The organism is Bacillus sp. 7705b, assembly GCF_002289525.1.
In the GTDB taxonomy this organism is placed as follows: Bacteria; Bacillota; Bacilli; order Bacillales; family Bacillaceae; genus Bacillus; species Bacillus halotolerans.
On record NZ_NSDH01000042.1, the window covers coordinates 96485 to 109192 of the forward strand.

The window sequence follows — 12708 nt, forward strand, 5'->3', positions numbered from 1 at the left end:
CATATATCTTAAAAAGAAAATGAAGTTCTAATTGAATTTCACAATATTACCATCAACCTTGGAAAAAAGATGAGGGGTTAATTATAAATTTCTACAATACCTACTCTTCAAACTAACCAACGATTGTTATTTGAGAAAATGAAAGAGTATAAAGTAAAGTTCAAATGGTTAATTATAGAGGATAACTATTATTATATAAATCTCAGTTTATTAAAGGCGTCACATTCTGAGTTTAATGATGTTAGTTGGTTGAAAGGAATTATAAAAGCCGCCCCGATCTTAGATAACGATATAAAAACTGGATTACCTACTATAAGTTTTCACATATTAAAGAAGGATATAATTTTGAATTTTCCACAGAAGATTTTCTTAAGTCACAAGGGGATCGATAAACCAGCTGTACGAGAATATCATTATTTATTAAAGGAGCTTGGTTTTGAACCATGGCTTGATGAGGATGCCATGGCTGCTGGTGAAGCACTTCATAGAGCTTTGTTGAAGGGGATGGAGGACTCTTGTGCTGCGGTATTCTTTGTTACCCCTAATTATGTTGATGATGGTGATTTGGAGCAAGAGATTGATTATGCGATTACAGAAAAGATGAAAAAAAGAGAGAGATTTTCAATAATTACACTTTCACTACCTGATAAGAAAGGGAAAAGGGGACAGGTACCATCAATGTTACAGAGGTATGTATGGAAAACCCCCTGATAGTCATTTAGAAGGTTTTAGAGAAGTAATTAGAGCGTTACCTATTACTAGTGGTGTTAAAACGTGGAAAAATTAAATATAAAATATTTATAAGGAGTGGATAACCACTCCTTATATTTTAAGTAGAATATAGTCGCAGTTCTGTCAAAAGCACACGACACATGTGGAGTGTATGGCAGTGCTTGAACTTAGAGAAGGCAACTAACCCTTGGGGTTGTTGCCTTTTTTGATTGTTATAAATGGAAAGGCTAATCTTCATTGTTTTTCTTGAGTAATTTTATAGTTAGATCACTAATTTCAGATATATGCTACTCAAGTGAGGTCATCGTTTTGTGGATTTCAAGCAGAAGTTGATCAGCATCTTGAACATTGTTAAGATCAATACGTTTACTCTTTTTTAGAAGATTATCCATTTCGTTTATTATTGTAGACAAGTCATTTAGATTGTCTTGTTGTTCTTCGAATTCAACAGAAAGTATATTTGTTTGACCGTAGCTATTTATTTTTTCTAAGAGGTTTGAACATAAAACATTCCTTCACCTTGTTAACGTATTCTTTAGAAAAAGAGACGCAGCCTAAACTGCGTCTTGTCCTTAACCAAGCGTTCCATTTTCAATCGTCATTTCCTTGTCAAAGATGGCTTTGTCTGCTAGGGAGTTCGTTGAATCGTTTGCAGCTTTGCTTGTCATGTTTCTGGATGCTACGTTTACTTCATTTCCTAAGGAAGAACTGATAAAGCTTACACCGATCAAAGCAATTACAGCGCATGAAATCAGTTTAAATTTCATGCAAACAATCCCCTCTCTGAATTTGTTTGCGGGCATGAACCATCTTTTTGAAACAGATAACAGAATCATCCACCTGCCCAATTTCAGTATAAAACTTTGCGGCTAATAATGCCAACTCTTCCATATAAGGATATCCTTGGGGCGTCTCTAATTTGTTGAAAACATTTAATAAAATGGACGCTTCTCCTTTTTTGATAAACAGCGCCTGCAATCCTTCAAACATGATTTTAAATAGGTCATCATCGAATTTACATGCGAAGCGTACGCCTTTTCTGAAACAATCCATTGCCTGTTCTTGTTTAGGTTGAAGAAAATAAATTAAGGCTAAATCGTGGTAAGCTTGTGTCAAGTTGTTGAAATTTGATTTTTTAAATTGGAGTATCGATTTCTCCATGTATTTTGCTGCTTTCGTCAATTCGCCCATTTTAAGATAACAATTTCCGATATTGAATAAAGCTTGGCCGTAAATCCGCTTGTTTTTGCTTTCAAGCAGCCGTGCGCCTTTTAGTGCCTGTTCGAGGTGAGGGAGCGCCTTTTCATGACTTTCTAAATCGTCGTAGTTACCTGCGATTACAAAATGGCATTGTATGCGGCGGACTGAGTAAAGGTCGTGCGTTTTATAGATGTTATACGCCTGAGAAGAATAGTGCATGGATACGTGGGTTTGTTTCATATGATAAAACACTTCAGCCATTTTAAAATAAAATTCCGCCCGCTCAATTTCATCTGAAATATAAGGAATTGTGTTTTCTGCTTTTTGATAGAGTGTAATAGCAGTCAAGAAATTGCCTTGTTTAAATTCATACATTCCCTGAAAAAAGTAATAGTAATATTCAACAAGTTTCTCCATCTTCCTGTTGCTGCCTTCAATTCTCTTCAAATATTCTGATAACTTCATTTGTTTTCCTTCAGATGGAATCACATAGTCGATCATAAGTTGATGACGAAATGCAATGAGCTGATAGTAAATCAAGAGATCTTGGTCTTCTTCCATAATGTCAATGTCCCGTTCGATCTCAGCTTTCAGCATTTCAGCGTCAGTCACATTAAACTTTTGAATATGCCGATTCCACTCATTAATTTTCATCCCGTGCGGAGACGAAATTGTGCCCAAACTGCTCACTCTTCTCACTAATTATGTAAATTTTATCAATACTGAAATTTAATAGGAAGGGGTTGAGAGACCGCAAAATAAATTTTCGGTGTAATCCGCAAAAGGGAGTATGGGTGTTTTGCGTTATATTTGGTTTTGTGGTGGTTAGTGCGAACTCAAATTTTGAATTTTGGATTGCGGTTATTACGACTGGGCAGTTTCGTCATACTCTTTTAGCAGTTTTTCTGTCTTATGCATTTCTCATAGGATTCATATAGTCGTTAGCTGATTCTAGATATGCTCTTGTCAGAGTATCTAGTTTATTTTTAACTATAGAGAGGTCTTCTTCGAATTGTTCCTCAGTTGAATGTTGGATAAATTCTTTTGCCTCTTCATATCTTTTTAATATGTTTTTCACCATTGGAGTTGGAGTCTTTTGATTGTTTGTTTTTATTGCTGTGATTGTTAAATTTATTTGTTTTATTAATTCTTTTCTTACTGTCAAGGTGATGCTCCTTTTATAAAGGTGAGATGAGATAAAAATAAAGCCCTCAAGTAAGAGGGCTTCAGATTTATTAAGCACAGTCGAACGAATAAATCTTTACTACATTAAATTTTACCTATTAATTTCTATTTTTCATATTTATTTAGAACTTTTTTTGTTTTAAACCTTACTTAAACATAGGATACTGCACCAATAAATTTAAATGAATAGTTTTTTGCATTTATTTCTTTCTCCCTGCCGTCATATTCAAAATTATATAAGAGAACAGCAGCATTGATTTGTTCAGGAATTGTGGTACCTACCATGTTCTCAAATCGAGGTAAGATAACACTATCGTACGAACAACCGCCAATTAGTGTAGTTAAATTATTACAACTATTTTCATGTGCGACTTTTTCTATAAAGTCTTCATCTAAATCATCGATATCTATATCAAAGTCAATTAAAAATTGAGAAGGGAGAAAATCGCCTTCATCTTCATTGTATTTTAGGTTAACGTAATCATTTAAAGAGGATGAATTTTTTATGTACCCTATCCAAAGCGATACAAAACTTTGTTTTTCCAATTTTTCACCCCTTACTCAAGCATAATGGTTCAAAAGAGGGTAATGGAAATTGCATCAGATGTAAACGTCATCACTAATTCAGATAGTTCTTTATAAATTCCTCATCCTCTTTGTCCATAGGGGAAATACCCAAGTTAGTGTATCCCCAGATCATTTGTCTTTGGTAGTCGTCTAACGTAGATTCAATAACATTTTCATAATCATAGTCTATTGAAAATTTTCCAGTGTAATCTAGCTTGAGCGTAAGGTTAGTCCACACATCTGAGTTATTCGCTTTCCATTCATCCCTTAGTTCATCAAATAAATCTTGTAGTTCGATTAACAAGTTATCAAAATTTGTGCACTTACTTGATAATATTCGGGAATGTCATGAGAATAAATGAACTCTTCACTATTTTTTGTATTAAAGAAAAAGTATACTTCTCTAGAGTCATCTAAAATCTCTGCGTATAGAGAAACTTTATTCCATTCTGTGGAATCATTTCATTAATTTGTTCTGCTATTTTTTGATATAATACGCCCATTTTTTCTGTTTCCATAAAAGTACCTCTAGAATCAAAAATAGCCCAGTATAGAAGAGCTATCTTGGATTTATAGATCCTCATACCACTGGGCGTTGAAGGTACCTTTTAAGTCCATCGGTATAAGCATAATAATATGAAAACTTTAAAATGTCCCTATTGAGGCTCTAATTGGACAAAACATCTTGATTATAATTGAAGGTTACGGATTATAGTGTGATTACTCTTCTTTATAGTTAAGAGCAATTTCCACAATTTGCTCGGCTGTGTATTCTTCTTCGCTCCAAAAAATTAAATCACTTGGTGCAGGATGAGGGACATTTTCTTCTAATAAATCGATGTATTTACCAATAACCTCATCTTCTAATTCAGGATTCATAATTTTTTTCACCAATGAGACTAATTCTTCTTTTGACATTTTATTCAAGGGTTTATTCTCCTTTTCTTTACTTTAGTTTTTACTTCCTTTTTTTCCGAAATGATAAGCTGGATCTAGTATCTCCTGATGCATTTTTGGAGAAGTAATAATTAGGTTATCTAAATTATACACATCTCCACCTTTATCAATAGGTTGTTTATGGTGTAAAATATATGACTTATGTTTACCATAATGCTCTTTTTTAGGTGCGATAGGGGAGTTCCCATTTTTCATTCTAGCTATATTATTTTTATTAAATTCATTTGCATATTCAGTGTTGGCTACAGATTTCCAGAATTCTTTTCTAAACTCATCAAATGATTTGAACTCCTTCCCAAGAAGTTGTTTGCGTACTTCTTGAGGAATAACCCCTAATTTACCATTATTGTACATCAGTCTTTCTTGAAGCTGCAGCCCTCTACTTGGAGTTACTTTACCAGTTGCTACACCTGGGATGTTTCTTTTGGTGAATAGAATGCTAGATTCTTTAGTTTCTTCTATAATCTTCTTTAATAAGGGGGTATTCTTAACATTGTGAGTATTACCAATGTCTTGCGCTATTCCTACAAGGGCAGGTTCATATTCATTTTTAGGAAAAGAATTGATGAAGTTTTTTCCTTTTTCTATTCCTGTCTTTACATGTTTAGTAGTAGCTTTTTCTCCAGCTTCAAGCACTTTATCGACTTTGGCAGCACCTGCTTTACCAAGCTTGCCTGTTACTTTTACAGCAGAGCCAGCGCCTTTTAGTCCAACTAGGCTTCCGACCGCATAGGTAATATAATGCGATCGTGAGTATGCATCGCCATTAACCATTTTATCATTCCATGAATCAGCTATGTTTGTCCATATGATTTTTGCATAGGAAGGTGTGTTTAATATTGTTGAAACTGTTTTGGCGAGCTTTTGTTCATCGGATAGCTGGGAGAATTCCCATGCGCCGACAGCTAAATCTTTGACGCCTGTTACCGTGTCTTTCCCGATATCATAAAGAGCGACTCCGCTTCCTTTTAGAATTTCCCAAGCGGTTTCGCCGACTTCCAGTACAGTCTCGCCAACTTTTTCTAGCTGTTTTGCTTGTTCAAGCTGTGCCACATACTGTAACTGTGCAGGCTCAAGGTTCTCATACCCAATCTTCTTCGCAATTTCTAAATACTCATCCGGATCTGACACCCCATCCGCAAGCTTTTTCTTCAATTCCTTGATCTCGCGTTCCTTCGCTTCCTCTTTCTTAATTTTCAAGTAAGCCTCAGTCCGCTTTTCAATGTCGCCTTTTTTCTTATGTATGTCACTCTCACGGTACGCTTTGGCGTTGTAGTGGATGGGTGTGGCGTTTTTTCCTTTGCCTGTTGCTTCTTGGAGCTTTTGGAAGTCAGACTTGATGAATTGTTCGTTTGGTTCTGACAGGGAGTATTCTGTCTGCAGGTCTTCGTCCAAGGCGTCCAATTTTTCCAGTGTTTTTTTGCGTTTGTCGTTGGCATCGGCCAGCTCGTCCTTGAAGGTTTCTGTTGAAAACAGGTCGAGCGGGAGGATGTTGTCGATATCGTTCAAGATGTCTTTCATCGCTTTTTTCTGTTCGGACATAATGGATTTCGATTTTTGGTGGGCGTTTGCCAGCTCGTGTTCCAGAAAGGATTCTTCGATGTATGCGTCAGAGAGGGCTTTATCCTCGACGGCTCCGGCGATGCTGTTGAAAAATGCGATTTTCATGTCGATGTAGTCGATCCATTGGTCGGTGACGCCGACGTGGTCATGGTAGAAGGCTTTGATGTTGCTGGCGCCTTTTCCCGAGAATTCACTGTCACTGAGATCAGCGACGCTTTTTAATGCTTTTCTCAAGTTGACCATTTGCGTTCTTAGTTCTTTATACTCTTTTGTACGGTCTGTCGCTTCCGAAAGCAGTGTTTTCGCTTCAAATACTTTCATGACCATTTCCCTTCTTTTGTTCGCTCGATATCAAAATTTTACCACGGAGCAGGATAAGAATGGCTGTGGAAACGTGTTTCGATGGAAAAATGAGTCGTTTGGCATGTGTCTTTATTCACGAAGGGATTGTGTAAACATAGTCGAAATGATTATTGATAGACAGTTAAAGGAGCATTTTGATGAAGAAAAAACATTATATTCGGTTTATTAGGGTTTATGATATGCATCATCCTGTTTGCTCTGTATCTTCAGTTACATAATAAAAGCAATATTCCTGTCAAAACTTCTGCCATTCATCCCGAAGAAGACCGCATCTATTTTATCTATTCCAACCCTCTCATAAAAGAAAGCACGCTGCTCTCAACCTCAACAGGCGAAAGATTTAATAGGCGCACGTTCAAGGTGGCGGATGTGCCGTACATCCAAACGAAGTCTTACGCATCAACAGACATTGTTTTATTAGCGGAACATGAGTCCTTTTATTACACGCTGGAGAAGGATGCCATAAAAAAGCATCCGCTGTCAGATCCATTTGCGTTTTGGTATGAGGGAAAGGATGTCTCTGTTAAGGCCTATAACGTTGATACGACGGGGAATGACGTGCATATAAACGACAAAAAAACGAAAAAGGAATATAGCCTCACCTTGCCTTCACTTGTCACGATGGGGTCGAGTGACGAGAATTATATTTATGTCATTCAAGGCATGGCAATTTACGTGATTGACAGAAACACAGAGGAAATCATAGAGACCCTGAGCTTAGCCTCATACGCTGATAAATTCGCAGACTCGGAGGAATTTATTGTCGCGAGCTCGCAGCATGAACTGACTGTGATTGAAAAAGGGACATGGAAGACGAAGTATATTTCTTATCCTGATGATCTTGAATATGCTGATACCGTGTACTATGACAAAGAAAGCGGCAGTTTTTATGTGACGTACGAAGACAAAGAGGGGGAAGCGAACCTGCTTGAGTATGGGAATGACTTTTCTTTTCGCACATACGGCTTAAAATTCCCTTATATGGATGCAAAGTTTAAGGGGAATCAACTGTATGTTGTTGCCCAGGAAGAGCATAAAAAGGGCATTGGCGGGTACGTGGGTGTGTTTGATATCCATTCTAAGAAGATGCTTTATCAGTTTGATTTGCCTGAGGAACAAGTGAAGGTTCAGGATTTTGTTGTGGTGTACGATCAGTGAAAACGTATATGAAAAAAGAATGACACGGGACCCTTTCATGGGGTCCTTTTTTGCGGAGAAAAACAAATTGACAGGATGAAAAAACAATTTCTTCCTTTCGTATTGTTTTCAAAATTTGGGATTGATAGAATATGACATATCTCACAGAGAAGGAGGGAAGCCGTTGAGTCAAGCCATACCGTCTTCGCGTGTTGGTGTTAAGATTAATGAATGGTACAAGATGATTCGCCAGTTCAGTGTTCCGGATGCTGAGGTTCTCAAAGCGGAGGTGGAGCAGGACATTCAGCAGATGGAAGAGGATCAGGATTTGCTGATCTATTATTCTCTCATGTGTTTTCGGCACCAGCTGATGCTGGATTATTTGGAGCCGGGACAAACATATGGGAATCGCCCTACAGTGACAGAGCTTCTGGAAACGATTGAAACTCCTCAGAAAAAACTCACAGGCCTTTTGAAATACTACTCTTTGTTTTTTCGCGGCATGTATGAATTTGATCAAAAAGAATATGTGGAAGCGATCGGTTTTTATCGCGAGGCGGAGAAGGAACTGCCGTTTTTGTCAGATGAAATTGAGAAAGCGGAATTTCATTTTAAAGTGGCAGAAGCGTATTACCATATGAAGCAAACCCATGTGTCGATGCATCATATCCTTCAAGCCTTAGACATTTATCAAGATCATCCGTTATATAGCATGAGAAGAATACAAAGCTTGTTTGTCATAGCAGGAAATTATGATGACTTCAGATGTTATGATAAAGCGCTCCCGCATTTAAGAAAGGCACTGGAGCTGGCAATGGACATTCAAAACGACAGGTTCATTGGCATCTCTTTATTGAACATCGCCAACAGTTATGACAGGTCAGGAAGATATGATTTGGCAATTGAGCACTTCCAAAAAGCGGCGAAAGTAAGCAGAGAAACGGTTCCTGATTTGCTGCCGAAAGTCTTGTTTGGGTTAAGCTGGACATTATGTAAAGCTGGACAAAAACAGCAGGCGTTTCAGTTTATAGATGAAGGCTTAGAATATATCAAAAAATATCCTAGTATGCTTCACCATAAATACTATAAAGAATTGTATACGTTCTTACAGGCGTTGTACAAAGATGTTATGGATGAAGACAGGATTCATGATGTATTGAGCTGCTTTGAAGAAAAGAATCTGCACGCCTATGTGGAAGCATGTGCCCAAAGTGCGGCATCTGTATTTGAAAGCCGCTGTCATTTTGAAGATGCTGCTGTGCTTTACCGAAAAGTGCTGCAAGCGCAAGAGGATATTCAAAAAGGAGAGTGTTTATATGCTTATTAAGAAAAAAGTGATGATGTGTCTTGCTGTTCCCCTTATTTGCGGAAGCATTGCGGTTCCTTTCTTGACACAGTCCGGCGATTTTAAGGAATCAACGGATCGAAACACAACGTATATCGATCATTCCCCTCATCATGTCATGACTGATCCGGATAAGAAAGCCCTTAGCTAGGGCTTTTTTTCTTGCTTTATTGGAAGTTTGTGTCGTCTCGTACTTTTAAACTACCGCATTCCTTCTATTTCTAACGCAAGACACTCGAAACAACCAAAGCATTTGAGGTATAATGGTTAAAGTGAATAACAGTATTTAGATTGATATAAATGAAAGAGAGTGGAACATCATGGGCCGTAAGTGGAACAATATTAAAGAGAAGAAGGCGTCTAAGGACGCAAATACGAGTCGGGTTTACGCAAAGTTTGGCCGTGAGATTTATGTGGCGGCAAAGCAGGGCGAGCCTGATCCGGAATCCAATCAGGCGCTGAAGGTTGTGCTTGAGCGCGCGAAGACTTACAGTGTGCCGAAAAATATCATTGAACGTGCGATCGAGAAGGCGAAGGGCGGAGCGGAAGAAAATTATGATGAGCTTCGTTATGAGGGCTTCGGGCCGAACGGATCAATGATTATCGTTGATGCGCTGACGAATAATGTGAACCGTACGGCGCCGGAAGTGCGTGCGGCGTTCGGAAAAAATGGCGGAAACATGGGTGTGAGCGGATCTGTCGCTTACATGTTTGACGCAACGGCTGTTATTGGTGTGGAAGGCAAAACGGCTGATGAAGCGCTTGAAATTCTCATGGAAGCGGATGTAGATGTCCGCGATATTTTAGAAGAGGATGACAGCGTGATCGTCTATGCGGAGCCGGATCAATTCCATGCGGTGCAGGAGGCATTTAAAAACGCGGGCGTTGAGGAATTTACGGTAGCGGAGCTGACCATGCTTGCGCAAAGTGAAGTGACACTTCCTGAGGACGCGAAGGAACAGTTCGAAAAGCTGATTGACGCGTTAGAGGACTTGGAAGACGTTCAGCAGGTGTATCATAACGTAGATCTTGGTGAATAAAAAAGGAGCAGACTGTCATGGTCTGCTTTTTTTATTGTCCGGGAAATTGTTTTATCCGTTTATAGGCAGGTGTCTATACGATCTGCAAGCTCTTCTCATACGCTGGACTGTAACCTATGTGAAGGAGAGATTGGATATGACTGATACAAGACACTTCTGCTGCGGACCCGGTTTTGGCGCTTACCCAGGCTATGGTGCAGGCGGTCCGGGATTCGGCATGTACGGAGGCGCGGGCTATCCGGGCCATGGCATGTATACAGGGATGGGCCATCCAGGTTATGGAGGCGCAGGCTACCCGGGTTATGGCATGTCTGGAGGATTCGGCGGCTACCCAAGCGGAGGCTATCCGAGCTCAATGAGTTATCCGAGCTACGGAATGCATTATGATAATGATGGACATCACCAGCATTACCCTGATGGAAATTACGGACACCATCAGGATGGAAATTACGGCCATCATGAGGACGGAAATTATGGGCATCATGATGGTAACTACGGGCACCATCACCACCAAATGGGGCACTGGGGAAAAGACGGCCATAAATAAAAAGCGTGGAGAACGGACACTCTTGCTGATCAAGGGTGTTTTTTTCTTTTTCTTTTTCTTGACTGTTCAGTCTGGAAAAGGTAATATCATCTTGCAGGAGGTGATATTCGTTTGGGTAGGAATAAAGAATTCGATACCGCGCTTGTTTTACGCAGAGCGATAGAGGTTTTTGGAGAGTATGGCTACGAAGGCACGTCTCTTCAGGAGCTGCTCTCTCATTTAGGCATTGCGCGCCAGAGTTTGTACGATACGTATGGAACGAAGCGGGATCTGTTTTTGTCCGCTGTGAAAACGTATCTTGAGGGAAAAAACGCGGCTGTTGTTGAAAGGCTTGAGGCACCGGGCTCTGTCAAGGAAGCCATTCGTGATATTTTTCAGGAGGGTGTGAATGTCCTGAAAGATCCTGAACGTTCAAAGGCATGTTTTATCATCAACAGCGCTATTGAACAAATCCCGCATGATTCGGCCCTTGCCCGGTACTTTGAAGGACAGACGAAACAGCTTGAGACGGCCTTTTATCAGGCGCTGAGAAGGGCACAGACTGAAGGAGAATTGAAGAAGCATCTTGATATATCGGCGCTTGCCCGTTATTTAAACCAGAGCAGGCTGTCTCTGACGTTTATCGCTAAGGTTTCTGCTGATTTTGACCATCTTCAGGATTATGTTGAAGTGAGTTTATCTGTCCTTGATTGACTTTTTTTGATAAAGGGTGCTTAGCCCTTTGACGCATTTTTTGGACTGAATGGTCTAGAATAAAATACGAGGTGATGATCCATGATGATGACGGAATACGAAAAAGCATGTGACACACTGAATCAATTTATGCAATATATGCTTGAAAAGGATATGGAGAGCTGGACAGAGCTGTGGGATGAACATGCCGTATTGGAGTTTCCCTATGCGCCAGAGGGATTTCCGGAAAGAATTGAAGGGAAGGCGGCCATTTACGATTATATTAAGGATTTTCCTGATAAAATCCATATTTCTGCGTTTACTGCTCCGACAGTGTATCGCTCGGCTGATACAAACACGATCATTGCGGAGTTTCAATGTGAAGGCTATGCGATCGCGACTGGGCTGCCTTACCGGCAAACCTATATCAGTGTGATTGAAACGAAGGACGGCAGCATTTTGCATTATAAGGATTATTGGAATCCGCTTGTCGTCAATAAGACGTTTGGAGAAACCATTGAAACATTTATACAAACAGAGGAGGATGAAAAATGATGAGTCACGATCAGATTCTGATTACGGGAGGAACCGGCACGACAGGGAGCCGGATTGCTAAACGGTTAATTGAGCAGGGTTACAGCGTTCGCATCGCGAGCAGGAAAAAGGGCGAGATTAGCAATGCGGAGTATGTATATTTTGATTGGAAGGATGAGTACAGCTTTACGCCTGCTTTGGAGCGGGTGAAACGGATTTATCTCGTTGCGCCGGTTGGTGTGTTTGATCCGTCTCCTTATGTGCTTCCATTTTTAAAGGAAGCAAAGCGGCTCGGTGCTGAACGTGTGGTGATGCTCAGCGCGTCCGCTGTTCCTGAGGATGGTCCTGTATTTGGTGCATTGCATCGTGCAGTACGCGGGTTTCCGGAATGGGCGGTGCTGCGGCCGTCATACTTCATGCAAAACTTCATCAATGTCCAGCATCGCATGTCCATTCAAACTGAGGGGCAAATCATCACGGCGGCGGGTGAAGGGAAACTTGGTTTTATTGATGCTGATGATATTGCGGAAACAGGAGTGCGTGCTTTGATTGACATTGCGCCTCATAATACTCATCATATTTTGACGGGACCTGAGGCGCTGAGCTACGCTGAAGCGGCGGAGATCATCGGAGCCGCGGCGGGACGTCCGGTGACGCATGTCAGCATTTCTTCTTCCGAACTGCAAAACAGGATGGAAACAGCAGGTTTGCCTGCGGATTACGCCCGCTTTATGGCGGAATTAGAAGAAGCGATTCGCCATGGTGCCGAACACCGGGTGACGGATACAGTGAAGCGTGTCACGGGAAAAGAGCCCCGCTCGCTGGATGAGTTTGCGGCTGATCACGTTTCGTACTGGACGCGCTGA

Annotated in this window: 14 protein-coding genes and 2 pseudogenes; 9 read left to right on the forward strand and 7 right to left on the reverse strand. The window is 40.3% G+C overall.

Annotation, left to right across the window (positions count from 1 at the left end; genetic code table 11):
- The first annotated feature begins 138 nt into the window (after positions 1-138).
- Positions 139-711: a toll/interleukin-1 receptor domain-containing protein gene (locus tag CJU60_RS16675; protein WP_095714355.1), complete on the forward strand. Its 573-nt coding sequence runs from the start codon at positions 139-141 to the stop codon at positions 709-711.
- A 593-nt stretch (positions 712-1304) separates the two neighbouring features.
- Here the strand turns inward: CJU60_RS16675 and CJU60_RS16680 are convergent.
- The 7 genes and pseudogenes from CJU60_RS16680 to CJU60_RS16710 form a co-directional block, all read right to left on the reverse strand.
- Positions 1305-1499 (reverse strand): hypothetical protein, encoded by a 195-nt coding sequence (locus tag CJU60_RS16680; protein ID WP_095714356.1) that lies wholly within the window; start codon positions 1497-1499, stop codon positions 1305-1307.
- Positions 1489-2613, reverse strand: coding sequence for a response regulator aspartate phosphatase (locus CJU60_RS16685; RefSeq protein WP_095714357.1), 1125 nt, complete (start codon positions 2611-2613; stop codon positions 1489-1491). The genes CJU60_RS16680 and CJU60_RS16685 overlap by 11 nt, the downstream gene beginning before the upstream one ends.
- A gap of 183 nt (positions 2614-2796) precedes the next feature.
- Positions 2797-3097, reverse strand: a pseudogene (locus CJU60_RS16690) (hypothetical protein).
- Positions 3098-3267: 170 nt separating this feature from the next.
- The gene (locus CJU60_RS16695) at positions 3268-3663 is read right to left on the reverse strand and encodes an immunity 22 family protein (protein ID WP_095714358.1); all 396 of its coding nucleotides are present in this window, start codon (positions 3661-3663) and stop codon (positions 3268-3270) included.
- 73 nt (positions 3664-3736) lie between these two features.
- Positions 3737-4202: pseudogene (locus CJU60_RS16700) on the reverse strand (antitoxin YezG family protein).
- Positions 4203-4404: 202 nt separating this feature from the next.
- Complete coding sequence (locus CJU60_RS16705) at positions 4405-4611, reverse strand: bacteriocin immunity protein (RefSeq protein ID WP_095714359.1); 207 nt, start codon at positions 4609-4611, stop codon at positions 4405-4407.
- 24 nt (positions 4612-4635) lie between these two features.
- Positions 4636-6525: a T7SS effector LXG polymorphic toxin gene (locus tag CJU60_RS16710; protein ID WP_095714360.1), complete on the reverse strand. Its 1890-nt coding sequence runs from the start codon at positions 6523-6525 to the stop codon at positions 4636-4638.
- A 216-nt stretch (positions 6526-6741) separates the two neighbouring features.
- Between CJU60_RS16710 and CJU60_RS16715 the strand changes: the two genes are divergently transcribed.
- The 8 genes from CJU60_RS16715 to CJU60_RS16750 all read left to right on the forward strand — a co-directional run bounded on the left by CJU60_RS16715 (position 6742) and on the right by CJU60_RS16750 (position 12708).
- The gene (locus tag CJU60_RS16715; protein WP_095714361.1) at positions 6742-7725 is read left to right on the forward strand and encodes a hypothetical protein; all 984 of its coding nucleotides are present in this window, start codon (positions 6742-6744) and stop codon (positions 7723-7725) included.
- 163 nt (positions 7726-7888) lie between these two features.
- A complete protein-coding gene (gene rapH, locus CJU60_RS16720) occupies positions 7889-9031 on the forward strand; it encodes a response regulator aspartate phosphatase RapH (protein ID WP_095714362.1) in 1143 nt (380 codons plus the stop codon).
- Positions 9021-9200 (forward strand): phosphatase RapH inhibitor, encoded by a 180-nt coding sequence (locus CJU60_RS16725; protein ID WP_095714363.1) that lies wholly within the window; start codon positions 9021-9023, stop codon positions 9198-9200. The genes rapH and CJU60_RS16725 overlap by 11 nt, the downstream gene beginning before the upstream one ends.
- A gap of 169 nt (positions 9201-9369) precedes the next feature.
- The gene (locus CJU60_RS16730; protein ID WP_010333282.1) at positions 9370-10089 is read left to right on the forward strand and encodes a YebC/PmpR family DNA-binding transcriptional regulator; all 720 of its coding nucleotides are present in this window, start codon (positions 9370-9372) and stop codon (positions 10087-10089) included.
- Between the two features lie 136 nt (positions 10090-10225).
- Positions 10226-10636, forward strand: a complete 411-nt coding sequence (locus CJU60_RS16735; protein ID WP_095714364.1) for a spore coat protein — start codon at positions 10226-10228, stop codon at positions 10634-10636.
- A gap of 111 nt (positions 10637-10747) precedes the next feature.
- Positions 10748-11329, forward strand: a complete 582-nt coding sequence (locus CJU60_RS16740; RefSeq protein ID WP_095714365.1) for a TetR/AcrR family transcriptional regulator — start codon at positions 10748-10750, stop codon at positions 11327-11329.
- Positions 11330-11410: 81 nt separating this feature from the next.
- The gene (locus CJU60_RS16745; RefSeq protein WP_095714366.1) at positions 11411-11863 is read left to right on the forward strand and encodes a nuclear transport factor 2 family protein; all 453 of its coding nucleotides are present in this window, start codon (positions 11411-11413) and stop codon (positions 11861-11863) included.
- The gene (locus CJU60_RS16750; RefSeq protein ID WP_095714367.1) at positions 11860-12708 is read left to right on the forward strand and encodes an NmrA family NAD(P)-binding protein; all 849 of its coding nucleotides are present in this window, start codon (positions 11860-11862) and stop codon (positions 12706-12708) included. The genes CJU60_RS16745 and CJU60_RS16750 overlap by 4 nt, the downstream gene beginning before the upstream one ends.

What these genes read in the sequence shown, in the direction of transcription:
- CJU60_RS16715 (WP_095714361.1), top strand. Translation starts at nt 6,742, where the DNA reads ATGATATGCATCATCCTGTTTGCTCTGTATCTTCAGTTACATAATAAA.
- CJU60_RS16725 (WP_095714363.1), top strand. Translation starts at nt 9,021, where the DNA reads ATGCTTATTAAGAAAAAAGTGATGATGTGTCTTGCTGTTCCCCTTATT.
- CJU60_RS16750 (WP_095714367.1), top strand. Translation starts at nt 11,860, where the DNA reads ATGATGAGTCACGATCAGATTCTGATTACGGGAGGAACCGGCACGACA.
- CJU60_RS16710 (WP_095714360.1), bottom strand. Translation starts at nt 6,525, where the DNA reads ATGAAAGTATTTGAAGCGAAAACACTGCTTTCGGAAGCGACAGACCGT.
- CJU60_RS16745 (WP_095714366.1), top strand. Translation starts at nt 11,411, where the DNA reads ATGATGATGACGGAATACGAAAAAGCATGTGACACACTGAATCAATTT.
- CJU60_RS16735 (WP_095714364.1), top strand. Translation starts at nt 10,226, where the DNA reads ATGACTGATACAAGACACTTCTGCTGCGGACCCGGTTTTGGCGCTTAC.
- CJU60_RS16730 (WP_010333282.1), top strand. Translation starts at nt 9,370, where the DNA reads ATGGGCCGTAAGTGGAACAATATTAAAGAGAAGAAGGCGTCTAAGGAC.
- CJU60_RS16675 (WP_095714355.1), top strand. Translation starts at nt 139, where the DNA reads ATGAAAGAGTATAAAGTAAAGTTCAAATGGTTAATTATAGAGGATAAC.
- CJU60_RS16680 (WP_095714356.1), bottom strand. Translation starts at nt 1,499, where the DNA reads ATGAAATTTAAACTGATTTCATGCGCTGTAATTGCTTTGATCGGTGTA.